24 protein-coding genes are annotated in these 24,985 nt (G+C 71.2%); 10 read left to right on the top strand and 14 right to left on the bottom strand.

The features are described from left to right. Nucleotides 1-26: 26 nt before the first annotated feature. Nucleotides 27-1,439 carry a class I SAM-dependent methyltransferase gene (locus AB0M82_RS21355; protein ID WP_364724324.1) on the bottom strand — a complete coding sequence of 471 codons (1,413 nt, stop codon included), beginning with the start codon at nt 1,437-1,439 and terminating at the stop codon, nt 27-29. A gap of 68 nt (nt 1,440-1,507) precedes the next feature. Between AB0M82_RS21355 and AB0M82_RS21350 the strand changes: the two genes are divergently transcribed. From AB0M82_RS21350 to AB0M82_RS21340, 3 genes are all read left to right on the top strand, one after another. Beyond that, nucleotides 1,508-2,830: a hypothetical protein gene (locus AB0M82_RS21350; protein ID WP_364724321.1), complete on the top strand. Its 1,323-nt coding sequence runs from the start codon at nt 1,508-1,510 to the stop codon at nt 2,828-2,830. A gap of 161 nt (nt 2,831-2,991) precedes the next feature. Beyond that, a complete protein-coding gene (locus AB0M82_RS21345) occupies nt 2,992-4,239 on the top strand; it encodes a DUF1707 domain-containing protein (protein ID WP_364724319.1) in 1,248 nt (415 codons plus the stop codon). 1 nt (nt 4,240) lies between these two features. Beyond that, entirely contained in the window at nt 4,241-5,278 is a 1,038-nt protein-coding gene (locus tag AB0M82_RS21340; RefSeq protein WP_364724316.1) for a class I SAM-dependent methyltransferase, read from the top strand. A 162-nt stretch (nt 5,279-5,440) separates the two neighbouring features. Here AB0M82_RS21340 and AB0M82_RS21335 read toward each other — a convergent pair whose 3' ends face one another. From AB0M82_RS21335 to AB0M82_RS21325, 3 genes are all read right to left on the bottom strand, one after another. Beyond that, nucleotides 5,441-6,109, bottom strand: coding sequence for a response regulator transcription factor (locus AB0M82_RS21335; protein WP_364724313.1), 669 nt, complete (start codon nt 6,107-6,109; stop codon nt 5,441-5,443). Continuing rightward, complete coding sequence (locus tag AB0M82_RS21330; RefSeq protein ID WP_364724310.1) at nt 6,106-7,230, bottom strand: sensor histidine kinase; 1,125 nt, start codon at nt 7,228-7,230, stop codon at nt 6,106-6,108. The genes AB0M82_RS21335 and AB0M82_RS21330 overlap by 4 nt, the downstream gene beginning before the upstream one ends. A 76-nt stretch (nt 7,231-7,306) precedes the next feature. Next, complete coding sequence (locus tag AB0M82_RS21325) at nt 7,307-8,140, bottom strand: helix-turn-helix transcriptional regulator (protein ID WP_364724308.1); 834 nt, start codon at nt 8,138-8,140, stop codon at nt 7,307-7,309. Nucleotides 8,141-8,242: 102 nt separating this feature from the next. Here AB0M82_RS21325 and AB0M82_RS21320 point away from each other — a divergent pair, with 102 nt between their 5' ends. Genes AB0M82_RS21320 through AB0M82_RS21310 form a run of 3 tightly spaced genes read left to right on the top strand, consistent with a single transcriptional unit; the run spans nt 8,243 to nt 11,114 of the window. Beyond that, complete coding sequence (locus tag AB0M82_RS21320; protein ID WP_364724305.1) at nt 8,243-9,673, top strand: MFS transporter; 1,431 nt, start codon at nt 8,243-8,245, stop codon at nt 9,671-9,673. 54 nt (nt 9,674-9,727) lie between these two features. After that, nucleotides 9,728-10,252: a sigma-70 family RNA polymerase sigma factor gene (locus AB0M82_RS21315; protein ID WP_364724302.1), complete on the top strand. Its 525-nt coding sequence runs from the start codon at nt 9,728-9,730 to the stop codon at nt 10,250-10,252. Continuing rightward, nucleotides 10,245-11,114 (top strand): VOC family protein, encoded by an 870-nt coding sequence (locus tag AB0M82_RS21310; RefSeq protein ID WP_364724300.1) that lies wholly within the window; start codon nt 10,245-10,247, stop codon nt 11,112-11,114. Before AB0M82_RS21315 ends, AB0M82_RS21310 begins: the two co-directional genes overlap by 8 nt. Here AB0M82_RS21310 and AB0M82_RS21305 read toward each other — a convergent pair. The 3 genes from AB0M82_RS21305 to AB0M82_RS21295 all read right to left on the bottom strand — a co-directional run bounded on the left by AB0M82_RS21305 (nt 11,111) and on the right by AB0M82_RS21295 (nt 14,741). Next, a complete protein-coding gene (locus tag AB0M82_RS21305) occupies nt 11,111-12,877 on the bottom strand; it encodes a gamma-glutamyltransferase (protein ID WP_364724297.1) in 1,767 nt (588 codons plus the stop codon). The two genes, AB0M82_RS21310 and AB0M82_RS21305, sit on opposite strands and share 4 nt — an antisense overlap. Nucleotides 12,878-12,905: 28 nt before the next feature. Continuing rightward, the gene (locus tag AB0M82_RS21300) at nt 12,906-13,289 is read right to left on the bottom strand and encodes a VOC family protein (protein WP_364724294.1); all 384 of its coding nucleotides are present in this window, start codon (nt 13,287-13,289) and stop codon (nt 12,906-12,908) included. A gap of 147 nt (nt 13,290-13,436) precedes the next feature. After that, the gene (locus AB0M82_RS21295) at nt 13,437-14,741 is read right to left on the bottom strand and encodes a UDP-glucose/GDP-mannose dehydrogenase family protein (RefSeq protein WP_364724291.1); all 1,305 of its coding nucleotides are present in this window, start codon (nt 14,739-14,741) and stop codon (nt 13,437-13,439) included. Nucleotides 14,742-14,890: 149 nt separating this feature from the next. On the opposite strand from AB0M82_RS21295, the gene AB0M82_RS21290 reads away from it, so the two are divergent. Continuing rightward, nucleotides 14,891-15,649, top strand: a complete 759-nt coding sequence (locus tag AB0M82_RS21290) for an SDR family NAD(P)-dependent oxidoreductase (RefSeq protein ID WP_364724288.1) — start codon at nt 14,891-14,893, stop codon at nt 15,647-15,649. 77 nt (nt 15,650-15,726) lie between these two features. Here the strand turns inward: AB0M82_RS21290 and AB0M82_RS21285 are convergent, their stop codons facing one another. The 3 genes from AB0M82_RS21285 to AB0M82_RS21275 form a co-directional block, all read right to left on the bottom strand. After that, the gene (locus AB0M82_RS21285) at nt 15,727-16,386 is read right to left on the bottom strand and encodes a class I SAM-dependent methyltransferase (RefSeq protein ID WP_364724286.1); all 660 of its coding nucleotides are present in this window, start codon (nt 16,384-16,386) and stop codon (nt 15,727-15,729) included. Between the two features lie 131 nt (nt 16,387-16,517). After that, nucleotides 16,518-17,150 (bottom strand): PadR family transcriptional regulator, encoded by a 633-nt coding sequence (locus AB0M82_RS21280; protein WP_364724283.1) that lies wholly within the window; start codon nt 17,148-17,150, stop codon nt 16,518-16,520. Nucleotides 17,151-17,233: 83 nt separating this feature from the next. Continuing rightward, a complete protein-coding gene (locus AB0M82_RS21275; RefSeq protein WP_364724281.1) occupies nt 17,234-18,874 on the bottom strand; it encodes a TM0106 family RecB-like putative nuclease in 1,641 nt (546 codons plus the stop codon). Between the two features lie 90 nt (nt 18,875-18,964). Here AB0M82_RS21275 and AB0M82_RS21270 point away from each other — a divergent pair, with 90 nt between their 5' ends. After that, nucleotides 18,965-19,426 carry a DUF6474 family protein gene (locus AB0M82_RS21270; protein WP_364724278.1) on the top strand — a complete coding sequence of 154 codons (462 nt, stop codon included), beginning with the start codon at nt 18,965-18,967 and terminating at the stop codon, nt 19,424-19,426. 166 nt (nt 19,427-19,592) lie between these two features. Here the strand turns inward: AB0M82_RS21270 and AB0M82_RS21265 are convergent, their stop codons facing one another. The 4 genes from AB0M82_RS21265 to AB0M82_RS21250 are packed head-to-tail and all read right to left on the bottom strand — an operon-like array spanning nt 19,593 to nt 23,140. Continuing rightward, nucleotides 19,593-20,561 carry a glycine betaine ABC transporter substrate-binding protein gene (locus tag AB0M82_RS21265; RefSeq protein WP_364724275.1) on the bottom strand — a complete coding sequence of 323 codons (969 nt, stop codon included), beginning with the start codon at nt 20,559-20,561 and terminating at the stop codon, nt 19,593-19,595. Continuing rightward, on the bottom strand, nt 20,558-21,337 hold the full coding sequence (locus AB0M82_RS21260; RefSeq protein ID WP_364724272.1) for an ABC transporter permease: 780 nt from the start codon (nt 21,335-21,337) through the stop codon (nt 20,558-20,560). The genes AB0M82_RS21265 and AB0M82_RS21260 overlap by 4 nt, the downstream gene beginning before the upstream one ends. Next, complete coding sequence (locus AB0M82_RS21255; RefSeq protein ID WP_364724269.1) at nt 21,334-22,500, bottom strand: ATP-binding cassette domain-containing protein; 1,167 nt, start codon at nt 22,498-22,500, stop codon at nt 21,334-21,336. The genes AB0M82_RS21260 and AB0M82_RS21255 overlap by 4 nt, the downstream gene beginning before the upstream one ends. After that, on the bottom strand, nt 22,493-23,140 hold the full coding sequence (locus AB0M82_RS21250; protein ID WP_364724266.1) for an ABC transporter permease: 648 nt from the start codon (nt 23,138-23,140) through the stop codon (nt 22,493-22,495). Before AB0M82_RS21250 ends, AB0M82_RS21255 begins: the two co-directional genes overlap by 8 nt. Before the next feature lie 306 nt (nt 23,141-23,446). On the opposite strand from AB0M82_RS21250, the gene AB0M82_RS21245 reads away from it, so the two are divergent. After that, nucleotides 23,447-23,941 (top strand): DUF5455 family protein, encoded by a 495-nt coding sequence (locus AB0M82_RS21245; protein ID WP_364724600.1) that lies wholly within the window; start codon nt 23,447-23,449, stop codon nt 23,939-23,941. Between the two features lie 76 nt (nt 23,942-24,017). Further along, entirely contained in the window at nt 24,018-24,782 is a 765-nt protein-coding gene (locus AB0M82_RS21240; protein WP_364724263.1) for a YcnI family protein, read from the top strand. Nucleotides 24,783-24,985: the final 203 nt, after the last annotated feature.

Here is a 24,985-nt window from a genome sequence, read left to right as displayed (position 1 = left end):
CCCGACCAGGGCCGCCGGGCCCGACCTCAGTTTTCCCGCAGCTCGAGGCCGACCAGGATGTAGGACAGCGTCCGCCGATCGGCGCCGGAACCGGCGGTGATCGACCAGTCCGCGTCCAGCGAAAACCGGACCTGCCGGTGCGCGGCCAGCCGTACCGGCACCACCTGCTCGACGAGTCCCGGCCCGACGTCCGCCTTGGCGACCGGCACGCCGTCGACCGCGATCGTCAGGGTGCCGTGGTCGGCGGAGTCGTCCGGCAGGTAGGTCCGCAGTTCGACGGCCGCCACCGTGGCCGTCGTCAGGAGCGGGAACTCGACCGACGGCGCGGCCCAGTCGTCGTGCGCGACGCCGTTCATCCGGCCGGTCACGATGCCGGCCCCGCGCACCAGCCGTTCCCCGCCGGTGCCGCCGGGCCGGAACGACGCCCGCCCGGCCGGGTCGACGACGCGGGTGTCGCGCACGGACCGCTCCGGCGTCCGCGATCCGTGCACGCGCAGCGGGCGGGCGGACGGGTGGAACAGCCCGATGAGGTGCGTCGGGCTGACGATCCCGAGGTCGACGAGGGCGTCGTCGAGGTCGCCGAGGTGGTCCAGCAACCGGACGTCCTCGGGATTCGCCAGGTCGAAGCCGGGCCCGTAGATCCGGTCGATGAACGGGTCGATCACGTTGGCGTAGGGCAGGAACAGGCTCGGGTGCAGGTACTCCAGCAGCACCGGCAGCACGTCCTGGGCGCGGATGCCCTCGAACCCGTCGGCCGCGCAGTCGATGTCGACGAACTGCTCGTCGATCTCGCCGGTGAGCGCGTTGCGGCGCAGGCGGGGCGGCAGCGTCGCCCAGATCCGGTCGACGACCTCCAGCGCCTCGGGCCAGCGGCGGTGGCCGTTGCGGCCGATCATGTCGTGCACGACGAGCACGCCGTCGGGATCGAGCCCGTCACGGATCTGGCCGTAGAGGTGTTCCAGGTCGAGGACGTGGTGCAGCGCCTGGAACCCGACGACGACGTCGTGCGCGGCGTCGGCGCGCCAGGTGTTGAAGTCGCCGGTGATCAGCTCGACCCGGTCGGCGACGCCCTGCTCGCGGGCCGCGGCCTCGGCGCGGGCCTGCATGTCGGCGTTCAGCTCCAGCAGCCGCAGCCGCACGTTGTGCCGCCCCGCCGCACCGAGCGCGCGCAGCCAGCCGAGTTCCTGGTCGCCGTTGCCGCTGCCGAGCGACAGCACGACGACGTCCCGGCCGAGCCGCTCCGCCCGCTCGGCGATTTCGCCGGTGATCAGCTCGTCGATGCCAGGGACACTGAGCGCGGCGAGCTTCGGCTGCAGGTGCCGGGCGGCCCAGTGGTGCGCCGACGGCGGCAGGTTGCCGTGCACCTCCGCCTGGTCGGCGAAGGTCTCCCGCTCCCTCGCGAGCCGCTGCTCGTACGCCGGCCCTCGGCCACCGCTCATCGCCCGTCCCTGCTTCCCCGGCTCCGGTTCCGAACGGCTCGGGACCGGCCCGGCGCTACGATACGGCTGTGCCGTCCCGACTCCGTCCGCAGTCACCTGCCGAAGGCAGTCTTCCGCAGACGCCGGAGTCTTGGCTCCCGAAGGAGCACAACCTCTACCGCCCGCGGCACAGCAGCCGTCAGCGCACCGCGCTGACCTGCGCGATCGTCTTCTTCATGACGCCGGTGCTGCTGTGGGTCACCGGGGTGCGGCCGACGGCGTTCGAGAACCGGCCGCTGCGGTCGTTCCCCGGCCTCGGCGAAGGCTGGGGGTTCTTCACCGGGCTGACCGGCTGGGCCACCGACCACCTGCCGCTGCGGCAGGCCGGCGTCCAGGCCGCGGACGGCATCGGGACCGGGGTCTTCGGCGACCCGCCCGGCTCCGGGCAGGGCACCAACCACGACACCGTCGGCGTCGACCAGGGCCAGGGTCAGCGGCCGGCGGGCACCGGCGACGTCCCGGGCTACGTCTACCCGAACGTCATCCCCGGCAAGGACGGCTGGCTGTACCTCGGCGAGGACGTCAACGCCAAGTGCCGGCCGGTGATGGACCTGGACCACGTCGTCGCCGCGCTGGGACGGCTGCGCGCGGCGGTGGAGAGCTCCGGCCGCCGGTTCGTCCTGGTCTTCGCCCCGGACAAGTACACCGAGGAGCCGTCGCACCTGCCGGACGACTACGTCGGCAAGGCCTGCGCCCAGGCCAGGACCACCGACTTCTGGAACCGGGTGCCACGTGAGACCGGCGCGCTCGACCTGCGGCCCGCGCTCGACGACGCCGAGAAGCGGCTCAGCCGGCCGCTCTACGACCCGAACGACACGCATTGGTCGTACGACGGCGGCCTGGTCATGACCTACGCGCTGGGCCAGGCGATCGCCCCCGGCAGCACGGCGGGGTGGCGGGCGGCGCCGAACGGCATCCGGCCGTGGCCGGCGGACCTGGCCAGGGTGCTCGGCCGCACCGAGCAGCGGCAGCTGCCGACGTACAGCCTTTCCACCGACGGTGGGGTGGACCGCGCCCGGTACATCGCCAGCGACTTCCGGTCCCCGCTGCGCCTGACGCAGCCGGACGGCGCGCGGCCGGTCGGCTCGATCGCCCCCAAAATCGGGATGGTGGCCGACTCGTTCACCCAGTTCGCGACGCCGTACCTGGCCGCGACCTGCCAGGACGTCACCATCGTGCACAGCGACACCGTCGCGCAGAGCACCGAGGCGCGGCTCGCCGAGATGTTCGCCGACCGGGACGTCGTCACGTTCGAGTTCGTCGAGCGGAGCGTCACCGGCGGCTCGTCGGCGCTGCTGCGCGACCAGACGATCGGCGCGCTGGCGAACGCGCTGGCCCAGCACCCGCGCTGACCTCGGCGCAGGTGGTGGCACGCGTCGGTAACGACGGGGTGGCGGACGCCGACGGGTAAGCACACCCGTGCACAATGGCTGCGTGCGGCCACGAGGGTCATCGGCCGCGCGCCACACGTTCGCATGGGTTTCGGGACGAACTACCCGAAGGGGGTACCGGGGTGACCTGGCAGGAAGAGCTGCGCAGGCTGGACGAGGAGCTCGCGGCGGGGAACCTGACGGCGGACGAGTACCGGAGCCGGCGTGATCGGGTGCTGAGCATGGCCGTCACGACCGCCGACAACCAGCCGCAGCAGCCGCAGCAGGCCCCGTCGCAGCCGCCGTCGAACGCCGCGGAGACGCAGATCATCACCCCGGTGTCGCCGCAGGGGCCGCCACCGGGCCCCGGCCAGCAGGCCGGTTCGGCCGAAGCCACGCAGATCGTCTCCAGTGCCGACGCGGGTGGCGAGCGCACCCAGGTGGTGCAGCCGTGGCAGCAGCAGCACAACCCGAACTCGCCGTCAGGCGGGTTCCCGCAGCCGATGCAGCAGCCGCCGTACGGCCAGCCTTCGCCGGCCGGCGGGTTCGCCCGGCCACAGCACCCGCAGCAGCCACCGCAGCAGAACCCGTGGGGCGCGTCCCAGCAGGACGTCAGCCCGCCGTGGGGCGGCTCGGAGTTCCCGCCGCTGGCGCCGTCGAACAACGCGGACTGGATCAGCCAGGGCCCCGAGACCTTCCAGACGCAGTCGTCGTCCGGCAAGGGCAAGAAGATCGCGTTCGCCGCGCTCGGGCTGGTCGTGCTCGTGGGCCTCGGGTTCGCGGTCTGGGCGCTGTTCATCAAGGACAACGGCTCCACCCCGGTCGCCCAGCAGAGCACCAGCCAGCAGCCGCCGCCGGTGCCGTCGACCAAGCCGCTGCCGGAGCCGCCCGCCGCCAAGTCCGAGCCGAGCGAGAACTCCGCGGCGCTGGTCACCCCGGCCGGGAAGACCCGCGCCGGCGGAGGCACGTTCGACCTGGCGAAGCTGGAGTCGGCGAAGTTCCTGCCGGCCACGGTCATCGAGCGGCTCAAGTCGGGCGGGATGACCGAGGGCCTGCTCAAGACCACCACCGACGGCGACGTCACGCTCGGCCTGTACGCGCTCGAGATGCCGAACCCCCAGGCCACGACGCCGGTGGCGCAGGAGTACGCGAACGCCCAGCAGGAGGGCGGTCTGACCGCCAGCCGCGACCTGTCGCTGCACGGCGTGCCGGTGTTCGCCGCGCCGGACGGGGGCCAGCAGACCGTCTACCGCGCGGTGTACGTGCTGTACAGCCGGGTGATCATCGTCGACGCCTACGGCACGGACAAGGACGCCACGCTCAGCTCGTTCAAGACGCTGCTGACCGCGCAGGTCCAGAAGGCGCCGCCGACCGAGCGCACGAACAACTGACATGCGGCTCGAGAAACGGCTTCGCAAGTTCGTGAAGCGCTACGCCGTGGCGAGGAAGTCGTACGACGACCTCGCCATCCGCGAGGAGCGGCTCGCTTCGCGCTACGACCAGCTGTCCGCGCGCTACGACAGCCTGCTGAACCACCACGAAGAGCTGCAGGCCCGCCACGCCGAGGTCGTCGAGGCGAAGCAGGCGTTCGAGGAGCAGTACCGCACGTGGGTGCCGCCCGGGCACTTCTATTCGCCGTTCGCCTCGAAGGAGGAGATCGGGGCGCGCGCCGCGTCGATGTTCGACATCGACGCCCGGCCCGAGGCGGTCGACCTGCGGGAAACCGAGCAGATCGAGCTGTTCGGCGCGCTCGCGGACCTCGCCGGCGAGCTCCCGTTCACCGCGGAGCGCACCGACGAGCACCGGTACTTCTACGAGAACACCGCGTACTCGTGGTCGGACGCGATCATCCTGCACACGATGCTGCGGCACCTCCGCCCGAAGCGGATGATCGAAGTCGGCTCGGGTTACTCGACGGCGATGACGCTCGACACGGCCGACGGCTGGCTTCCGGACCTGGAGCTGACCTGCATCGAGCCGTACCCGCAGCTGTTGCAGAGCCTGTTCCGGCCGGGTGACGAGGAGCGCGTGCGGGTGCTCGGCCAGGCGGTGCAGGACGTCCCGCTGGAGACGTTCGCGCAGCTGCGGGCGGGCGACGTGCTGTTCATCGACTCGACCCACGTGGTCAAGGCGGGCTCCGACGTCAACTACCTGTTCTTCGAGGTGCTCCCCCGCCTCAACGACGGCGTGTGGGTGCACGTCCACGACGTGTTCTTCCCGTTCGAGTACCCGATGGACTGGCTGGTCGAAGGCCGGGCGTGGCAGGAGGACTACCTGCTCCGCGCGTTCCTGATGTACAACCGGCGCTTCGAGATCCGCTGGTACCAGCAGTTCATGTGGGCCCACCACCGCGATCTGCTGGAGGGCCGGGTGCCCGCGCTGGCGGGCAACTCCGGCGGGAACATCTGGCTGCAGAAGGTCGCCGGATAACCCGAAGGTGTGACTTCCGCCGTGTCGGTGAACGCCGTCCCACTCCCGGGCGCCCTCTGAGCAGAGCATCGGCCCGGAGAGGAGGCGCCGTGATCTGGATCTGCCTGGTCGGTGTCCTCGCCGTCGTGTTCCTGGTGCGGGCGATGCGCGTGGTGCGCCGGGTCAGGCGGGGCGGCGTGGCGTGACCAGCCCGGACTCGTAGGCCAGCACCACCAGCTGCGCCCGGTCGCGGGCGCCGATCTTCGTCATGATGCGGCTGACGTGGGTGCGCGCCGTCGCCGTCGAGATCACCAGGTGGGCCGCGATTTCGTCGTTGGACATGCCGCCCGCCACGAGACCGAGGACCTCGCGTTCGCGGTCGGTGATCTCGCGGACGGCGCTGGTGTCGATGCGCCGGTTTTCCGGGCGGCCGACGAACTCCTGGATCAGCCGGCGCGTGACCGTCGGCGCCAGCAGCGCCTCCCCGCTCGCGACGACCCGCAGCGCGCGCAGCAGCTCGACCGGCTCGGTGTCCTTCAGCAGGAACCCGCTGGCACCGGCGCGCAGGGCTTCGTAGACGTACTCGTCGACGTCGAAAGTGGTCAGCACCAGCACCTTCGTCCCGGCGAGGCCGGGGTTCGCGGTGATCCGGCGGGTGGCTTCGAGGCCGTCGACACCGGGCATCCGGACGTCCATCACCACGATGTCCGGCTGGTGCTCGAGCGCGAGCGCGACGGCTTGCTCACCGTTGCCGGCTTCGCCGCACACCTCGAACCCGTCCTCCGTCTCGAGCAGCACGCGGAACCCGGCGCGGACCAGGACCTGGTCGTCGGCCAGCAGGACGCGGATCATGCTTCCCCCTCGATCGGTAGCTCGACGCACACTTCGAAGCCGCCGTCGACCGGACCGGCGGTGCACCGCCCGCCGAGCGCCGCGGCGCGTTCGGCCATGCCCCGCAGGCCGTGGCCCGGGGTCGGCCGGGTGGTGCCGCGGCCGTCGTCGCGGACCCGGAGCGTGAAGGTCCCCGGCCGCCGCTCGAACCGGACGTCGACGTGATTCGCCTGGTCGGCGTGCCGGACGACGTTGGTCAGCGACTCCTGCAGGATCCGGTAGGCGGCGCCGTCGACCGGCGCGGGGAGTTCACCGGCTTCGCCGTGGACGTCGACCTTGAGCCCGGCGTCACGGGCGTGTTCCAGCAGCTCGGCGGCTTGGGCGAGGCTCGGCGCGGGCGCCTTGTCCTCACCGGAGCGCAGCACGGCCAGGGTGGCGCGCAGGTCCTTGAGCGCGGACGCGCTGGCCGCCTTGATGTTGAGCAGCGCCTCCTTCGCCTGCTCGGGCCGCCGGTCGGCGACGTGCGCGGCGACGCCCGCCTGGACGTTGATCATGGCGAGGCTGTGCGCGACGACGTCGTGCACCTCGCGGGCGATGCGCAGCCGTTCCTGTTCGGCGAGCCGGTGCCGGTGCTCGTCGGCCTGTTCGCGGCGGGCGGCGTTCGCGGCGGACTGGTACCGGACGGCGGTGCCGATCCCGATCACCGCGACCAGCCAGACGACGAGGAACCAGGAGCCGATCTGGATCGCGAACGAACCGGACTTGACGACGTGCACGACGTAGGCCGCGGCGAGCGCGGCCGCGCCGGTGCCGCCGGCGGTCAGTGGCCCGCGCTGCCGGGTCAGCAGGAACAACGCGATCGTCGGCACGGCGATGACCGGCCCGCCCGGCAGGCCGGACGCGTAGTAGCCGAACGCGGACGCGGCGGTGACCAGGAAGATCGTGAGCGGGAAGCGGTGGACGACCAGCAGGGTCAGCACGGTCGCGGCCAGCCACGCGCTACCGAGCGGAGGCAGCGGCGACGCGCCGGGCTGCCACCGCGACGAGGCATTGGTCGCCCCGAGCACGAACACGAGGACGACGACGGTGCGCACCCCGCGTCCCACCCACGGGGACACGCGCGACCGCGGCGACCATCTCATGCAGCGAAAGCTACCGGGCGACGGCGGTGGCCGCGTCCGTCCCGAAGCGGCTCCCGGCGTACGTCGGGCGCCGTAGTCAGTCGAACATGAGCGGGAGCTTCGCCGCCGTCTCTTCGTCGGCCGGGGTGTAGGTCGACACGGTGATCTCCGAACGGCGGCCGTAGTAGAGGTACGTGAAGTTGAACCGCAGCAGCCCGACGTCCGGGTGCAGGTACCGCTTCGTGCGGATCGGCTCGGAGTTGACGTCGTGGTGCGGCCACAGCTCGGCGAACAGCGCCGACTCGGCCTTCAGCCGCTTCACCAGCTGCTTCCACGCCGGCTCCGCGACGTGGTCGGCCATCGCCGCGCGGAAGGACGCGATCACGCGCGGGATGTTCGTCTCCCAGTCCAGCATCCGCTCCCGCCACTGCGGGTTGAGCAGGCACTGGACCAGGGTGTTGCGGTCCTCGAACGGGATCGCGTCGACGTCACCCATCAGCCAGGTGTAGCCGCGGTTGTACCCGAGCAGGTCGCAGCGGGCGTTGCGCACCGCGACCGGGTACGGCTCCAGCTTCTTCAGCATGAGCTCCAGCTGCGGCGTGATGATCTGGCAGTCCTTCCCGCTCTCCGGCTCGGGCGCCCCGGCGAGGCGGAAGAGGTGGGTGTGCTCGTGCGGGTCGAGCCGCAGGGTGCGGGCGATCGCCTGCAGCACCTGCTCGGACGCGTTGATGTCGCGGCCCTGCTCGAGCCACGTGTACCAGGTGACCCCCACGCCGGCGAGCTGCGCGACCTCTTCGCGGCGCAGGCCCGGCGTCCGGCGACGACCCACGATCGGGAGGCCGACCTGCTCGGGCGTGATCCGTTCACGCCGGCTCCGCAGGAACCTCGCCAGCTCCTGGCGGCGGAGTTCGGATTCGACAGCGGTGGTCATGGTGCCAGGATGGCACGCAGCCCAACCTGGTACCAGGTAGTGACCGGTACCCGGATAAACAGCAACTGGTACCAGGTTCGAACTGGGTTGATCGTAGTACCCATGACCACGACTCAACTCGCGCCGAGCGCGGCCGGAGCCAGATTTCGGCCGGGACTGACCCCCGCCGGACTGGTCACGGTGCTGCTGGGGGCGGCACTGCCGATCATCGACTTCTTCATCGTCAACGTCGCACTCCCGACGATCGACGCCGACCTCCACGCGTCCACCGCGACCCTGGAACTGGTGGTGGCCGCCTACGGCATCGCGTACGCCGTGCTGCTGGTGGTCGGCGGCCGCCTCGGCGACTCGTTCGGCAGGCGACGGCTGTTCTTCTGGGGGCTGTGGCTGTTCACCTTGACGTCCTTGGCCTGCGGCGTCGCTCCGACGGCCGGCACGCTGGTGATCGCCCGCGCCGCGCAGGGGGCGGCGTCGGCGTTGCTGCTGCCGCAGGTGCTGTCGATCATCCAGGCGACGACGTCGGGCGAGCGGCGCTCGAAGGCGCTGGGTCTCTACGGCGCGACGGGCGGCATCTCGACGGTCGTCGGCCAGCTGCTCGGCGGCGCCTTGGTGGCGGCCGACCTGTGGGGCACCGGCTGGCGGCCCATCTTCCTGGTGAACGTGCCGATCGGCCTGGTGGTGCTGGTGATGGCGCGCCGGCTGCCGGAGAGCCGCGCGCACAACCCGCTGGGCGTCGACCGCTTGGGCACGGCGCTGCTGGCCGTGACGCTCCTGTCGTTGCTGGTCCCGCTGATGGAGGGCCGTGCGCTGGGCTGGCCGGCGTGGTCGATCGCCCTGCTGGTGGTCTCCCCGTTCGCGGCGGCGGCGTTCGTGCACGTCGAACGACGTCTCGAGCGGCTCGGCGGCACGCCGCTGCTGCCGCCGTCGGTGATGCGGCTGCCCAGCGTGCGGCGCGGGCTGATGGTGGCGATCCCGTTCTTCGGCGCGTTCGGCTCGTTCATGTTCGTGTTCGCGATGACGCTGCAGGAGAGCCTGCGCTTCGGGCCGCTGGGCGCGGGCGGCGCGCTGACGCCGCTGGCGGTCGCGTACTTCACGGTGTCGATGCTGAGTAGCCGCTTGGTGGCGCGCTACGGCCAGAAGGTCGTCGCGGTGGGGGGTGCGATCACGGCGATCGGCATGGTGGCGCTGCTCTGCACGACTTCGGCGGCGTGGCCGCACGTGACGATCCTGGACCTGGCGCCCGCGATGGTGGCGATCGGCGTGGGCAACGCACTGGCGATGACGACGCTGTTCCGGATCGTGCTGTCCCACGTGCCCACCGAGCTGGCGGGGGTCGGCAGTGGCGTGATGACGACGAACCAGCAGACGTCGCTGGCGCTCGGGGTGGCGACGCTGGGGAGTCTGTACGCGGCGCTCTCGGCGCCTGGCGCGATGGGCCCTCGGGACGCTTTCGCACTGGTGATCGGGGTGGTCGCGGTGCTGGCGGCGATCGTGTCGGTCACCGCGCGGCGGTTGCCGGACCCGCGTGACTGAAGAAATCACGGATTCACCCGTCGGAAAAAGCGCGCGGGGAGCGACGATGAGGGTGTGACGGAACCTCGGGTGCGACCGGACCCGGCCTTCGCGCTGCTCGGGCTGTACGAAACCGCGCTGCCGGAGGTCTACGGGTACCTGCTGTCCCGGTGCGGCGACCGCACGCTCGCCGAGGAGCTGACGTCCGAGACGTTCCTCGGGGCGGTCGCCGCCTGTCGCAAGGAGTACGCACCTCCAGTGAGCACCGGGTGGCTGATCGGCGTCGCCCGGCACAAGCTCGCCGACCACTGGCGGCGCAAAGAACGGGAAGAACGCGGGCTGCGGCTGGCGCACGACAGCGCACCGGACGTCGAGGACCCGTGGGACGAGCGGCTCGACGCCCTGCGCGCGAGACAGGTGCTCGAATCCCTCGGGCCGCACCACCGGGCCGCGCTGACCCTGCGCTACGTCGACGGCCTCGGGGTGCCCGAAGTCGCCGGCCACCTGGGGCGCAGCGTGCACGCCACCGAGGCGTTGCTCGTGCGGGCCCGTGCCGCGTTCCGACGTGCCTACGAAGTGAAGGAGGGTCGCGATGCCTGAGCCTTTCGACGCGCTTCGCCGTCCCTCCGAGCGGGTCGCCCCCGACCCGGACTTCGCCGCCGAGCTGCGCGACAACCTGCGCCGCTTGATCTTGAACGGAGCCGAGATGACCACCACGGAAGCGCCCGCGACGAGCGCCGAACTACGCTCGCTGACCCCGTACCTCGCCGTGTCCGACGCCCGGGCCGCGCTCGACTTCTACGTCGAGGTCTTCGGCGCGGTGCGGCGCGCCGAACCGATCCTGATGGACGACGGCCGGATCGGGCACGCCGAACTGGCCATCGGCGACACCGTGCTGATGCTCGCCGAGGAGTACCCCGAGATCGGGCACGTCGCCGCGAGCGAGGGTGGCGCTTCGGTGCGGGTCGAGGTGCCGGATCCCGACACCAGCGTGGCGCGGGCGGTGGAGCTGGGCGCGACGCTGATCCGCGCGGTGAGCGATTCGCCGTACGGCCGCGGCGGCTCGTTCCGCGACCCGTTCGGCCAGCGCTGGCTGGTGTCCCAGGCGACGCCGAAGCCGGCGCCGAAGCAGGGCGAGGCCATGTACTTCACGTTCCAGGTCCCGGAGGCCGAGCCGGCGAAGACGTTCTACGGCGCGGTGCTGGGCTGGGAGTTCTCGCCGGGCTCGGTCTCGGACGCGTGGTCGTTCTCGGGCCCGGGTCTCGAAGGTGGCCTGTGGGCCGGCGACCGCCAGGTCGGCTGGAAGCTGATGTACGCGGTGGACGACCTGGAGGCGGCGCGGACGCGGGTTCGCGAGCAGGGCGGCCAGGCGGGCGAGGCGGAGCGGCACCCGTACGGGACCACCGCGGACTGCACGGACAACCAGGGCATCGAGTTCTGGCTCTGGGAGCGCCCGAGCTAACGGCCCGCGGCGTAGCCCTGCATGCCGCGGGCGTTGGCCGCCGCGTGGAGCAGGCCTCCGGAGCGGGAGACCGCCGAGAGGCGGCCCAACGCCCAGTCGCCCGCGTCCACGATCTCGTGGCCGCGGGCGCGCAGGGCATCCACAGTGGACGTGCCGAGGCGGGACTCCACCACCAGCTCGCGCGGGTTCCACGAGCGCGGGTGGAACGAGCTCGGGAACGCCGTCGTGTGCCAAGCCGGCGAATCGATCGACTCCTGCAGGTTCAGCCCGCCGTAGACGTGCGCGAGCCAGAAGCACAACTGCCACTGGTCCTGCTGGTCGCCGCCCGGGGTGCCGAAGGCCAGCGTCGGGACTCCGTCGCGCAGCGCCAGCGAAGGCGACAGCGTGATCCGGGGACGCTTGCGCGGTGCCAGGGAGTTCGGCAGGCCCTGCTCCAGCCAGAACATCTGGCCCCGCGAGTCCAGGCAGAAGCCCAGCGAAGGGATGGCCGGGCTGGACTGCAGCCAGCCGCCGGACGGCGTCAGCGAGACCAGGTTGCCCGCCGCGTCGGCGACGTCGAGGTGGACCGTGTCACCGCGGGTCCGGCCCTGGGGGCCGACCGTCGGCTCGCCCGTCGCGCCGCCCTCGGCCCGCACGCCCCGCAGCGAATCCAAGATCGCCGGTAGCCGCGCCGGACCACGAGCGTCGCCAGGGCGCAGCGAGGGAGACGCCGTGTCGGTGATCAAGGCGCGTCGGGAATCGGTGTATGACGCGGAAAGCAGCACGTCCAGGGGCACGTCGGTGTCGCCGTACCAGGCCTCGCGGTCGGCGAAGGCCAGCTTCGCCGCTTCGACCGCCAGGTGCACCGTGCGTTCCGACGGCACGCCGTCCACATAGGACAGCTCGTCGCGGAAGCCGTGCATCAGCAGCGCCTGCTGCAACAGAGCCGGGCCCTGCGTCCAGCCGCCCAGCTTGACCAGGCGCCAGTCGCCGACGTCGACGGACGCCGGTTCCTCGTACGTCGCCGACCACGACGCCAGGTCGTCGCCGGTCAGCAGGCCCGCGTGGTCCCGGCCGGAGTCGTCGCGGAACGCCTGCCGGCTGAACGCGTCGATCGATTCGGCGACGAAGCCCTGTGACCAGGCACGACGTCCCGCGTCGAGCTGCGCTTCCCGGCCGGGGACGGACTCCGCTTCGCGCAGCAGCCGCTCCCACGTGCCGGCCAAAACCGGATTCCGATGCAGGCCCGAAGCGGGCTTGCCGTCCGGCAGCCACAGCTCGGCCGACGTCGGCCAGTGCTCGACGAACAGCCGCTCGACGGCGCGGATCGTGTCCCCGACCCGCGACACCAGCGGGACGCCGTTGCGCGCGTAGCCGATCGCGTACGACAGCACCTCGCGAAGGGACTTCGTGCCGTAGTCGCGCAGCAGCAGGAGCCAGCCGTCCCAGGCGCCGGGGACGGTCGCCGGGAGCAGGCCGCTGCCCGGGATCAGGTCCAGCCCGAGCGACGCGAAGTGCGCGGGCGTGGCCCCCGCGGGCGACGGGCCCTGGCTCGCCAGCGCCCGCGGGGTCGGATCGTCCGCCGTCACGAAGAGGCCGGGCACCTGGCCCGCCGGCCCGCACAGGTGCGGCTCGGCGACCTGCAGGACGAACCCGGCGGCGACCGCCGCGTCGAACGCGTTGCCGCCGTCTTCCAGCACCGCCATCCCGGTGGCCGAAGCCAGCCAGTGCGTCGATGCCACCATCCCGAAGGTGCCGGCCAGCTCCGGCCTCGTCGTGAACATGCCCCGATAGTACGCATTGCTAAGGAACTTACCAGCGAGCTGGGCGACGCCGGTCCGGCTCGTACGGCTGCGTGATGATTTCCATCCCGTTCCCACCGGGATCGAGGAAATAGACACCACGACCGCCGTGGTTGTTGTTGATTTCGCCGACCTGCTTCCCCATCGGGTCGGCGTGGTACGTCACACCCGTTTCGACGAGCCGCGCGAAGACGGCGTCGAAGTCGTCTTCCGGGATCAGGAAACAGTAGTGCTGCAGGCGAAGGTCCTCTTCGGGGATGGTCGCGAAGTCCAGGCGGACGCCGTTGCGGGTCTCGACCGGGATGAACGGGCCCCATTCCTCCCCGACTTCGAGGCCGAGCAGGTTCGCCAGGAATTCGGCGGATTCCCGGTTGTTCCGGGACGGGACGATCAAATGGTTCAATTCAACGGAAACGGATACTGACACGATTGAAATGCCTCCGGGGCACTCCCGCCACCTCCATGCCTCACCCAGCCGGTGACCGACACGCGATGCCGTGCGGCCAGCCTAGCCAAGATCGAGCGCTCACGCAGTGCCTTTTCAAGAGACCTTGATTCGCGCCGCCGCCCGCGGCCGCCCGACGCCCTGCCAGGACAGCCCGGCGTCCACGATCGCCCGTGGGTCGAGCAGGTTGCGCGTGTCGACGACGTCGATGCCGTCCATCAGCTCGGCCATCGCGGTCCAGTCGAGGTGCTTGAACTCGGCCCACTCGGTCAGCACCACGACGGCGTCCGCGTCCTTCGCGACCTGGTAGGCGTCGTCCACGACGGTCATCCCGTCGATCTCGCCGTCGACCGCCGGGTCGTAGGCGATCAGCTCGGCGCCCAGCGCGCACAGCACCGACGACACGGCCAGCGCGGGCGAGTCGCGCAGGTCGTTGGTGCCCGCCTTGAAGGCCAGGCCCAGCACGCCGATCCGGGCGCCGGCCAGCGTGCCGCCGACCGCGCCGGCGATCTTCGCGACGATCCGGTCGCGCTGGGCGATGTTCTCGTCGATCGCCGAGGTCAGCATCTTGAAGTCGTAGTGCACCGACTCGGCGACCTTGACCAGCGCGCTGGTGTCCTTCGGCAGGCACGAGCCGCCCCAGCCAGGGCCCGGCTTGAGGAACGTCCGGCCGATCCGCCGGTCGTAGCCCATGCCCTCGGTGACCAGGGAGATGTCCGCGCCCAGCCGTTCGCACAGCTCGGCGATCGAGTTGACGTAGGACAGCTTCAGCGCGAGGTAGCAGTTCGCGGCGTACTTCACCAGCTCCGCGCTCGCCGCGTCGGCGACGACGACCGGAGCCGCGAGGTCGGCGTACAGCTCGCCGACCCGGCGCGCGGCGGCGAGGTCGTCCGAGCCGACGACGATCCGGTCCGGCCCAAGGAAGTCCGCGACCGCGGTGCCTTCGCGGAGGAACTCGGGGTTCGACACCACCGGCACGTCGGTCCGGCCGAGCATCTCCCGGATCCGCTTCGCCGTGCCGACCGGCACGGTCGACTTGGTGACCAGCGCACAGCCCGCGGGCACGACGTCGCCGATCTCGGCGACCACCGCCTCGACCGCGCGGAGGTCCGCGGAGCCGCCCGCCCCCATCGGCGTCGGCACACAGAGGAACACCGCTTCGGCGCCGCGGACCGCGTCCCGCGCGCCGACGACGAACCGCAGGCGCCCCGCCGCGACCCCGCGGGCGACCAGGTCGGCCAGCCCCGGTTCGAGGATGTCGACGCGGCCGGCACACAGCCGGGACACCTTCGCGCGGTCGACGTCCACGCAGGTGACGAAATGGCCGAGACTCGCGAGGCAGGCCCCCGTGGTCAAGCCGACGTAACCGGTTCCCACCACCACGATCCGAGCTGACGTCATGGTGCTGAAGGTGGCAGCCGGACGTGACCACCGCGCTAACGGAAACAGTCGCGCCCGGGAGCGGTGAGCGAAGACACGAATCGCCGGTGCGAACGAGCGTTAACCTGGGTCCGGAATCCGAGCAGCAGGCCACGAAGGGAACGGCACAGATGCAGATCACCGACACCGCGGCGCTCGTCACGGGAGGCGCGTCCGGCCTCGGCGGAGCGACGGCGACGGCGCTCGCGGCCAAGGGCGCCCGGGTGTTCGCGCTCGACCTCGCGCCGTCGATCGAGAAGGCGGAGCAGCTCGACGGCATCACCTACGTCGAGGCCGACGTCACCGACGTCGAGCAGGTCGAGGCCGCCGTCGCGACCGCTTCCGGGTCCGGCGTGCCGCTGCGGACCGTCGTGAACTGCGCCGGCATCGGGCCGTCCGCGCGGATCCTGTCCAAGAAGGGCCGCCACGACCTCGCGCTGTACGCGAAGGTCATCCAGATCAACCTGATCGGCACGTTCAACGTGCTGACGGTCGCGGCCGAGGCGATCGCGAAGACCGAGCCCCTCGAAGACGACGCCCGCGGCGTCATCATCAACACCGCGTCCATCGCCGCCTTCGACGGCCAGATCGGGCAGGTCGCCTACTCGTCGTCCAAGGGCGGCGTCGTCGGCATGACGCTCCCCGCGGCCCGCGACCTCGCCTCGCACGGGATCCGCGTGCTGACCATCGCGCCGGGCATCGTCGACACCCCGATGCTCGCCACCGTCGGCGACGAGTTCCGCGCGTCGCTCGCCGCCGGGGTCCCGTTCCCGAAGCGCCTCGCGCGGCCGGACGAGTACGCGCAGCTCGCGCTGTCGCTCATCGACCACGACTACCTCAACGGCGAGGTCATCCGGATGGACGGCTCCCTCCGCATGGCCCCGCGCTGACCCCCAAGGACGGCACTTTCCCTAGGAAAGATGCGTCTGAGGGCCTTCGGACGCATCTTTCCTAGGGAAAGTTCGTCTCAGCGGGTGAGACGGACCTCCAGGCCGATGCCGTCCGTGGTGACCGAGCAGCCGCCGAACGCGCTTTCCGCGGCCAGCGTCTCGAACTGCGCGGCCGTGAACGCGCGGCGCCGCAGCCACCCCAGCGTCTGCCGGACCGTGAAGCCGCTGACCACGCCGAGGTCCATCCCGGCGACGTCGCGTTCGATGTCCGCGCTGGTCGCTTCGTGGTTCAGGTCGTGGATCACCGCGAACCCGCCGGGCCGCAGCACCCGGTGCATCTCGTTCAGCGCGGCCACCGGCCGCCGGAAGTTCTTGAACGCGGCCTGGCAGATCACGAAGTCGAACGACTCGTCGTCGAACGGCGCCTCGGTGACGTCCCCTTGCCGGAAGCCGACGGCCACGCCCGCCTTCCGGGCCTCTTCGAGGGCGATCTCGACCATCGTGTGGCTGATGTCGAGCCCGGTGACGCGGTAGCCGCGCTTCGCCAGCTCCACGGCGAAGAAGCCGGGCCCGGGCGCCACCTCCAGGATCTCGGCGCCCTCCGCCAGCCCGGCCGTGACCTCGGCCGCCTGCCGCCGGTACTGCGCGAGCTGCGCCTCGGTGCCCCGGTTCTTGGCGTACCAGCGCGCCTGGAAGCCCTCCATCTCGGGCACTTTGTGCTTGCGGGTCGTCTCCATGGATCTCTCCTCTTCGGTGTGCCGAACCGAAGAGCCGCCCGGTTATCCTTTCGGTGCCACCTCGGGGCCGGGCGTGCTCGGTTCGGGGTCGAGGACCCCGGGCGGTGTGCCAGCACCACCCGGGGTCCGTGCTATTTCCCTTCCACGAACTCCCCCAGGTCGTCGGGGAATTCGCCGGTCTCGTACCAGCGGCGCCACGCGTCCGTGCCGGGCACGGCGCCACTGGTCAGCTCGCCGAGGAAGGTGCGCACCCAACGCGCCTCGGCCTCGGTCATCGCGAGGTCGTACTCGACCTCCACCAGGAACAGCCGCGGCATCACGCCGCGCAGCTGTTCGAGGCCCGCCCGCTGTGCCTCGGCGCGTTCGTCCAGCTCGGTCGCCCGCTGCCGCAGCAGGGAGATCGCCTGGTCCGGGCCGAGGACGCCCATCATCGACAGTCCGGCCTTGAACCGCGGCGGCTCCCGGTCGAGGGTGCCGACGAGCTCGCGGACCCAGTCCTCGAACTCCTCGCGCCCGGCCGGCGTGATCCGGTAGACGGTGCGCTCGGGCCGTCCACCGTCCTTGACACTCTCGACGGCCTCGACGAAGCCGTGCTTCTCCAGGTTCGCGACGACGGTGTAGAGCGAGCCCCACTTGATCGGCATGTCCGAGTCCTTGCCGCGCTGCTTGAGCACGGCAGCCATCTCGTACGGGTGCTTGGGGCCCTCGATCACGACGGACAGCACGGCCAGCCCGAGCAGGTTGCCGACCTTCCGCCGCTTCATCTGGACTCCTCGTCCACGAGTACTCGCAGACGAGTATTACGCAAGACGCGCCAGGAGGCAAGTGTCTTAGTCGACAAACCAACTCAGAGGTCGAACATGTACGGGACTTCGGTCTGCGCCCGCGCGCTGATCCACTCGCGCAGCGCCCGCGTCGCGAGGACGTCGTCCTCGTTGTAGCGCAGCAGCCGCTCGCGCTGGGCGTCGTCCGGCGTCTCGCCGTCCATGCCCACGGCGTCGCGGTACCAGCGCATCGACGCCTCGCCGCCCGCCTCGGGGTCGCGCCAGGAGAACCCGGCGACCGGGGCGATCACCTTCAGCCCCTTGCCGTGGGAACACAGGAACTGGTCGCTGACGCTGCGGAAGAGGTCGACCCACTCGTCGGAGTCCACAAAGGACTGGACTTCCTTCTTCGCCGGGACGCCGGGGTGGTCGCCGAAGCGCTCGACGGAGCCGAAGAGCCAGCGGTTCTCGGCGAGCGCGTTGTAGCAGTAGGCGCGGAAGGTCAGCCCCGCCGCTTCGGTGCGCTCGCGGACGTCGGTGAGCCAGGCCCAGAAGCCGGCGAAGGACCGGGCCTCGTCGTCGGTGGGCAGCGGGTCCCACGTCGCGAAGGCGCGGTAGCCCTGCGGGAGGCCGATGTCGGCGCCGCTCAGCAGGCAGCCCCAGAGGTACGCGCCGGCGTCGCCGAAGCTCTCCATGTCGATGTCGACCTCGACGTCGGCGCGCGGCACCTCCACCTCCTCGACGCGTCGGACGAGGGTGAGGTCGGCCAGCCAGGCGCGGGCGAGCACGACCGCGTCCGGGAAGGTGACGCCCGTCCAGTTCACCGACGGCGACTCGCCGGCCGGGTCGAGCGCCGCCAGCTTGTCCACAGTGGACACGCCGGCCCGGCGCAGCTCCACCGCGTCCTCGCCGCGGACGACGAGGCTGACGTCGCGGGCCTCGGCGAGCTCGGCCGCGCACGTCGGCCACCACGGGCAGCTGCGGCACTCGAGCACGCGCGACGGCTCGGCCAGCGGCTCGTCGCCGTTCGCGGCCGCGGTGGCGATGGCGAGCCGGTCGGCGAACCGGGCCTGGTACTCGGTGAGTGCGCTGCGGCCGCCGGGCCAGGTGCCCGCCGTGAGGTCGTGCCAGACGACGACGTCGGCGTCCAGACCGATCACGCCGCCGAGCACGAGGCTTTCGTCGGCCTGCCCGAGCGTCTGCAGCATGCGGCGGATGTGCGCGAGCCGGAGCTGGTCGCGGGGCTGCGACCGGATCCTGCGGCCGTCGTCGGCCGCGCGGTGCGTCGGGTCGAGGTCGGTCAGGCCGGTGACGATCGCGCCGCTGCCGCGGTCGGTGATGCGGTGGCGCACCACCAGCACCGGGACGTACCCGCGGCCGGTGCGGACGAGCAGGTCGATGCCGCCGCGCCGGTGCCCGGCCGGGTCGACCGGCAGCAGCGCGCCCCAGATGTAGGGGGCTTCGGCGGCGAATGCCTGTTCGGTGCGTTCGACGCGCTCATGCGCCGGGAGGTCGCGGCCGATCTTCACCCACTGACCGGGATTGGCGGCCATCAGCCGGCTGACGATGTCCTCGCGGTGGGCGGCGGCGTCGTCGATCCGCTGCTGCGCCGTGGGGTCCGGCGGCGAGAGCGGGACCTCGCGCATCGCCGGATCGTGTTCGAGGTGCACGCGACGGCGGCAGCGGCTGACCGCTCCCGCGTCGAGTACCACCTCGCCCTTCATGGAGATCACTCTAGATTCCCACCGCCGAGCCGCCATGCCCGCCACCCGGGCGACCAGTAAGTTCGACCTCGACACGTCGCAGGAGGTGCCATGGCGCGCAAGGCCAAGGTCGAGGGTGAAGCCAGGTTCACCCCCAAGAAGGCGAAGAACGCGATCGCGGTGGCGAAGGTGCTCGGCCCGGCCATGATTCCCGTGGTCGCGCCGTACGCGGTCCGCGCGGCGGGCGTCGCGCGAGAGGTGTACGACCGCTACCAGGCGCGCAAGCTGGGGGTTTCGGTCGAGAAGCTGGGCGAGTACACCGGCCGCGGCGCGGCCCTGCACGCCCGGATCGCCGGCCTCGCCGACGGCTGCCGCGACCTGCGGAAGTCGGCGAAGGCTTCGACGACGGACACGGAGTTCGCGAAGGACGCGCTCGGGACGCTGGAGCAGCTGTCGGCCACGATCCGGGCGGCCGAGCGAATGCCGGCGGCGCGACGGAAGTCGGCCCACCGCGCGGTGGCCGGCGAGCTGGAACGGCTGGAAGGCCAGCTGCTGCACCGGCTGGGGATCTGAGGGCAGCCCCCACCCGTCCCGGGGGGCGTCCCCAGATCCAGTCTATCGGCGGCAGGGGGCAAAAACCCCGGCCGCGGAAATCTGTGGACAACTTCGGTCCTGTGGATGGCTGATTTGACAAAACGGCCGGGCAGCGAACTGCCCGGCCGTTCGGTCGATGAACCGGCTACTTGACGAAGCCCTTCTTGACCATCCAGTCGTGGGCCACCTTGCCCGCGTCCTGGCCGTCGACGTCGACCTGCTTGCAGAGCTCGATCATCTGCTCGTTGGTGATCGCCGCGCTGACCGTCTCCAGGGGGCCGCGGAGGTCCGGGTGCGCCTTGATGAACTCCGTGCGCAGCGTCGCGACCGCGTTGTACTGGGGGAACGCTTTCTTGTCGTCCTCCAGCACCCGCAGGTTGAGGCCCGAAATCCGGCCGTCCGTCGTGAAGACCTCGCCCACCGGGCAGGTTCCGCTCGCCACCGCCGAGTAGATCGTGCCGATGCCGAAGTTCTTCACCGTCGGGTTCTGGAAGCCGTACGCCTTGACCGCCGCCGGGAAGCCGTCCTGGCGGCTGGTGAACTCCGTCTCCAGGCAGAACACCGCCTGGTCCGGCTTCTGCTTGATGAACGCCGCCAGGTCGGACGTCGTCTTCAGGTTGTTCTGCGCGCCGTACGCCTCGGTGACGGCGAAGGCGTACTGGTCGTTGAGCGGCGAGTAGTTCAGCCACGTGACGCCGAACTTCTCCTCGTCCGCCTTGGCCGTCGCCTCGTACTGGGCCTTCTCGCCGCCGGGGACCGGGAGCTCGTTGCCCTGGTAGTTGATCCAGCCCGTGCCGGTGTACTCCCACGTGACGTCCGTCTGCCCGGACAGCAGCGCCTGGCGCGACGAGTTGGAGCCCTTGATGTCGGACAGGTCGACGACCTCCGCGCCCGCCGCGGTCAGCGCCATCTCGGCCATGTACGCCAGGATGATGTTCTCGGTGAAGTCCTTCGACCCCACCGTGACCTTGAGCCCCTGCAGCGACGGGATCGGCTGGATCGAGCCGGGCCGGATGTCGTACGGCACCGCCTGGTTGACCGTCAGCCCGCACGCCGAAAGCGTCGCGCCCAGCACGGCCACCCCGAGGACGGCCTTCCAACGCCGGAGTTTCATCGCAGCCCCTTCGGTCCGAAGAACTGTTCGGCGACCGCGCCCAGCCAGTCCACCAGCAGCGCCAGCGCCACGGCCAGCACCGAACCGGTGACCAGCACCGAAGTCAGGTTCAGCTTGTAGCCGGTGTCGATGAGCAGCCCGAACCCGCCCGCGTTGACGAACATGCCGAACGTCGCCGTGCCGACCGCCAGCACCAGTGACGTGCGCAGGCCGGCCAGGATCAGTGGGACGGCCAGCGGGAGCTCGACCCGCCAGAGCACCGCGGACGCCGGCATCCCGATGCCGCGGCCCGCGTCGATCAGCGCCGGGTCGACCTGCTGGATGCCGACCATCGTGTTCCGCAGCACCGGCAGCAGCGAGTAGAACGCCAGCGGCAGCGCCGCCACCCAGATCCCGCCGGTCGCGCCGGTGACGATGAACCACAGCACCAGCACGCCGAGCGCGGGCGCGGCCTGGCCGATGTTCGCGATCGCCAGGAAGATCGGCGCCAGGAAGCGCGCCCACGGCCGCGTCACGATGACTCCGAGCGGCACCGCGACCAGCACGACGATCGCGGTCACCACGAGCGTGATCAGCAGGTGGTCCCACAACGCCGTGAGCAACGACGACGCGTTGAGCGTCTCCTTCTCGGTCGCGGTCAGCCCGCTGGAGAACACCGAGACCAGCGTGACCGCGACGATCACCAGCACGACCGCGGGCTGCGCGAAGAGCCGGACGCGTTCCGCGCGTTTGGAGCCGGACTCGGTACTGAAACCGGTGTCGACGTCAACCGTCACGCGGACACCTCCTCGCCGTTGGTGTGCTCGTCCCGCAGCTGCTGGATGGTCTCGATCACGGTGTCCAGCTGGATGGTGCCCGCGTACTCGCCGCGCGCACCGGTGACCGGCACCGATCCGCCCTCGGCGAGCATCGCCTCGAGCGCGTCCTGCAGCGTCGACTGCAGGCTGACGACGTCGCGCAGCGGCTTGCCGAGGTTGGCCAGCGAAGACGCCGAAGTGAGCTCGCGGCTGTGCACCCACCGCGTCGGACGGCGGCGGGCGTCCAGGACGAGCGCGAAGTGCTTGCGCGACTTCTCGAGCTTCTCCCGGACCGACGCGGGCGACTCGTCGACGGTCACGGTGAGCGCGTCCTGCTGGAGCTCGACGTCGCGAACCCGCAGCAGCGTCAGCTGCTTCAGCGACGCGCCCGCGCCGACGAAGCCGGCGACCGTGTCGTCCGCCGGGTTCGCCAGGATCGCTTCGGGCGTGTCGTACTGCAGGATCGACGACCGGTTGCCGAGCACCGCGATCTTGTCGCCGAGCTTCACGGCTTCGTCGAAGTCGTGCGTGACGAACACGATCGTCTTCTTCAGCTCCGTCTGCAGCCGCAGCAGCTCGTCCTGCAGGTTGCCGCGGGTGATCGGGTCGACCGCGCCGAACGGCTCGTCCATCAGCAGCACCGGCGGGTCCGCGGCGAGCGCCCGCGCCACGCCGACGCGCTGCTGCTGCCCGCCGGAGAGCTGGCGCGGGAAGCGGTCGCGGAAGTCGGCCGGGTCGAGCCCGACCAGGTCCATCATCTCCTCGACCCGGGCGTTGACCTTCTGCTTGTCCCAGCCGAGCAGGCCCGGCACCACCGCGATGTTCTGCGCGACGGTGAAGTGCGGGAACAGCCCGGCCTGCTGGATGGCGTAGCCGGTCCGGCGGCGCAGGGTGTCGACGTCCAGCTTGAGCGCGTCGTCGCCGCCGATGGTGATCCGGCCGGACGTCGGCTCGATCAGCCGGTTGATCATCCGCATCGTGGTGGTCTTGCCGCACCCGGACGGGCCGACGAAGACCACGATCTTGCCGGCGGGCACGACCATCGAGAAGTCGTCGACGGCCGGCTCACGGGTGCCCGGGTACCGCTTGGTCACCTGCTCCAGCTCGATCTCGACGCCGGAGACTTCCTCGTTCTCAGCCACGGACACCCCTAGAGATGGTGAAGCGCTTGATCAGGACGTAGACGCCGTCGAGGAGCAGGGCGAGGATGACCACCCCGACCGTGCCGGTGACGGCTTGGTTCAGGGAGTTCGTGCTCCCCGCGTTCGTGAGCCCGGAAAAGACCTCGGCGCCGAAGCCCGGGCCCTTCGCGTAGGCGGAGATCACCGCGATGCCCATCAGCATCTGCGTCGCGACCCGCATGCCGGCGAGGATCGCCGGCCAGGCCAGCCGCAGCTCGACGCGGGTGAGCACGCCGAAGCGGCTCATCCCGATGCCGCGCGCGGCGTCGGTGATCGCCGGGTCGACGCCGTCGAGCCCGACGATGGTGTTCCGGACGATCGGCAGGAGGCCGTACAGCACCAGCGCGATGACGGCGGTCGTCGGTCCGAGCCCGGAGATCGGGATCAGCAGGCCCAGGAGGGCGAACGACGGAACCGTCAGGATCGTGCTGGCCAACGCGGTGGCCACCGCCGAACCGATCGAGCTGCGGTAGACCGCGACCCCGATCAGCACGCCGAGTACCGCCGCGAGGATCGTGCACTGCACCACCAGGCTGGTGTGCAGGTAGGCCTCCAGCCACAACTTGCTCGCCCGGTCCGAGATGTACTCGAAGAGATTCATCCGTGTCCGCACTCCCGCCCGCGTCCATTGAGACTCACCCGAACGGGCTAGCTCCTGACCGACGGCTCAGTACCCACCGTGCGGAGAAGCCAAACCTCCGTTCTCGGCCTCGGTGATTCCGCCACCGTTCCGCATCCGGGCGTGATCGGCAACAACCACGCTGAACCGAACCGGCGCATGAGCCGTTAACTTTGTGTGTGCTCACCTGACGGGACCGCGCGATCACCCATTGGTGCGTCGCTTAGGCTGCTCGTCATGAACGTCCCGGCACGGCGACCCGCCGTGCTCGGGGCTACCCGCGGCGCGTTGCTCGCCGTGAGCGCGGCGGCGCTTACCGTGACCGCGCACCGGCTCGCCGACGGCGGGCTGCCCGACCCGGCGATGACGGTGCTGCTCACCGGCCTGTTCGGCTGGACCGCGACCGCCCTCACCCGTAAGGCACGCGGAGCGGTCGCCACGATCACCCTGCTGGGGGCCGCCCAGCTGGTCATGCACCTGCTGCTCACCACGCTCGCCGAGCACCACGGCATGGCCGCGTCGCCCGGGAACACCGGGCTCGGCATGGTTGTCGCGCACACCGTCGCGACCGTGCTGACCGCGCTCCTGCTCGCCCGCGCGGACGCGACCCTGCTCACGGTGCTGGCCGTGCTGCGCGCCATCCTGCCGCGGCTGCTCACCCCGCTGCCGGTGCCGGCAGCGGCTCCCGCCCTCGTCCCGGCCCGCACCGCCGGGCCGGACCACCTCGTCGGCGTCGACCTGCGCCGGATCCGCGGGCGGCGCGGCCCGCCCGTTCACTCCTGACCTCAGCTTTTCCTCCTTCACGACAGCGAACCCCCGAGTTCGCTGTTGTCCCCTTGAGTTCATCAGGAGTGAACCCATGTCCCAGCACGTCTTCAGGCGCGCCGGCTTCCTCGCCGCGACCGTCGGTGTCGCCGGTCTCCTCGGCGCGGGCGTCGCCTCCGCGCACGTCACCGCCAACGTGTACGGCCCGCAGCCGACGAAGGGCGGCTACGCCGCGATCGTGTTCCGCGTGCCGAGCGAGGAGAAGGCCCCCCTCACCACCACGAAGCTCACCGTCGACTTCAAGGCGGACTACGGCATCGGCTCGGTGCGGACCAAGCCGCTCCCCGGCTGGACCGCCGAGGTCGTCAAGTCGAAGCTGCCCACGCCGATCACCAAGGACAACGGCACGCAGATCACCGAAGCCGTCACCGCGGTGACCTGGACCGCCCAGCCGGGCAACGAGCTCAAGGCCACCGACTACCAGGAGTTCTCGGTGAGCTTCGGCCCGCTGCCCAGCAACGTGGACCAGGTGGAGTTCCCGGCCCACCAGACCTACAGCGACGGTAAGGTCGTCGACTGGAACCAGCCGAAGCCGGCGAACGGCGAGGAGCCGGAGCACCCGTCGCCGGTCGTCAAGCTGGCCGCGAAGGCGGTGGAAGGCGACGACCACGCCGGGATGGCGGCCGGGACGGCATCGACCACCGGCGAGCACACCGAAGCCGCCGCGGCGACGTCCGACAACACCGCCCGCTGGCTCGGCGGGGCCAGCCTGCTCGTCGGCGCCATCGGGCTCGGCGTCGGGGCCGGCGCGACCATCCGGGCCCGCAAGGCCACGGCCAAGTCGGGAGGCGCCAACTAGATGCGGAAAGCGCTCGTCGCGCTGGCGTTGACGGGGGTGGCCGTGCTCGGCACGGGCGGCTTCGGCGGCACTGTCGCGGGACGGGTAGGTCGTGGACAGGTCGAGCGGAGCGGCAGCGGCCGTCACGTACGCGCTGGCCGGCGCGGCCAGGTAGGACACCGCCGAAGCCACCTCGGACGGCGACCCGTAGCGGTCGAACGCCG

This window comes from Amycolatopsis sp. NPDC051128 (assembly GCF_040682715.1).
Taxonomy (GTDB): Bacteria; Actinomycetota; Actinomycetes; order Mycobacteriales; family Pseudonocardiaceae; genus Amycolatopsis.
This window is presented reverse-complemented; position numbering and strand designations above follow the sequence as displayed.

Excerpts from the sequence above, each read along its gene's own strand:
- AB0M82_RS21310 (WP_364724300.1), top strand. The coding sequence starts at position 10,245 with ATGCCTGAGCCTTTCGACGCGCTTCGCCGTCCCTCCGAGCGGGTCGCC.
- AB0M82_RS21290 (WP_364724288.1), top strand. The coding sequence starts at position 14,891 with ATGCAGATCACCGACACCGCGGCGCTCGTCACGGGAGGCGCGTCCGGC.
- AB0M82_RS21340 (WP_364724316.1), top strand. The coding sequence starts at position 4,241 with ATGCGGCTCGAGAAACGGCTTCGCAAGTTCGTGAAGCGCTACGCCGTG.
- AB0M82_RS21285 (WP_364724286.1), bottom strand. The coding sequence starts at position 16,386 with ATGGAGACGACCCGCAAGCACAAAGTGCCCGAGATGGAGGGCTTCCAG.
- AB0M82_RS21305 (WP_364724297.1), bottom strand. The coding sequence starts at position 12,877 with ATGTTCACGACGAGGCCGGAGCTGGCCGGCACCTTCGGGATGGTGGCA.
- AB0M82_RS21335 (WP_364724313.1), bottom strand. The coding sequence starts at position 6,109 with ATGATCCGCGTCCTGCTGGCCGACGACCAGGTCCTGGTCCGCGCCGGG.
- AB0M82_RS21240 (WP_364724263.1), top strand. The coding sequence starts at position 24,018 with ATGTCCCAGCACGTCTTCAGGCGCGCCGGCTTCCTCGCCGCGACCGTC.
- AB0M82_RS21295 (WP_364724291.1), bottom strand. The coding sequence starts at position 14,741 with ATGACGTCAGCTCGGATCGTGGTGGTGGGAACCGGTTACGTCGGCTTG.
- AB0M82_RS21265 (WP_364724275.1), bottom strand. The coding sequence starts at position 20,561 with ATGAAACTCCGGCGTTGGAAGGCCGTCCTCGGGGTGGCCGTGCTGGGC.
- AB0M82_RS21275 (WP_364724281.1), bottom strand. The coding sequence starts at position 18,874 with ATGAAGGGCGAGGTGGTACTCGACGCGGGAGCGGTCAGCCGCTGCCGC.
- AB0M82_RS21270 (WP_364724278.1), top strand. The coding sequence starts at position 18,965 with ATGGCGCGCAAGGCCAAGGTCGAGGGTGAAGCCAGGTTCACCCCCAAG.
- AB0M82_RS21355 (WP_364724324.1), bottom strand. The coding sequence starts at position 1,439 with ATGAGCGGTGGCCGAGGGCCGGCGTACGAGCAGCGGCTCGCGAGGGAG.
- AB0M82_RS21280 (WP_364724283.1), bottom strand. The coding sequence starts at position 17,150 with ATGAAGCGGCGGAAGGTCGGCAACCTGCTCGGGCTGGCCGTGCTGTCC.
- AB0M82_RS21250 (WP_364724266.1), bottom strand. The coding sequence starts at position 23,140 with ATGAATCTCTTCGAGTACATCTCGGACCGGGCGAGCAAGTTGTGGCTG.
- AB0M82_RS21325 (WP_364724308.1), bottom strand. The coding sequence starts at position 8,140 with ATGACCACCGCTGTCGAATCCGAACTCCGCCGCCAGGAGCTGGCGAGG.
- AB0M82_RS21320 (WP_364724305.1), top strand. The coding sequence starts at position 8,243 with ATGACCACGACTCAACTCGCGCCGAGCGCGGCCGGAGCCAGATTTCGG.
- AB0M82_RS21330 (WP_364724310.1), bottom strand. The coding sequence starts at position 7,230 with ATGAGATGGTCGCCGCGGTCGCGCGTGTCCCCGTGGGTGGGACGCGGG.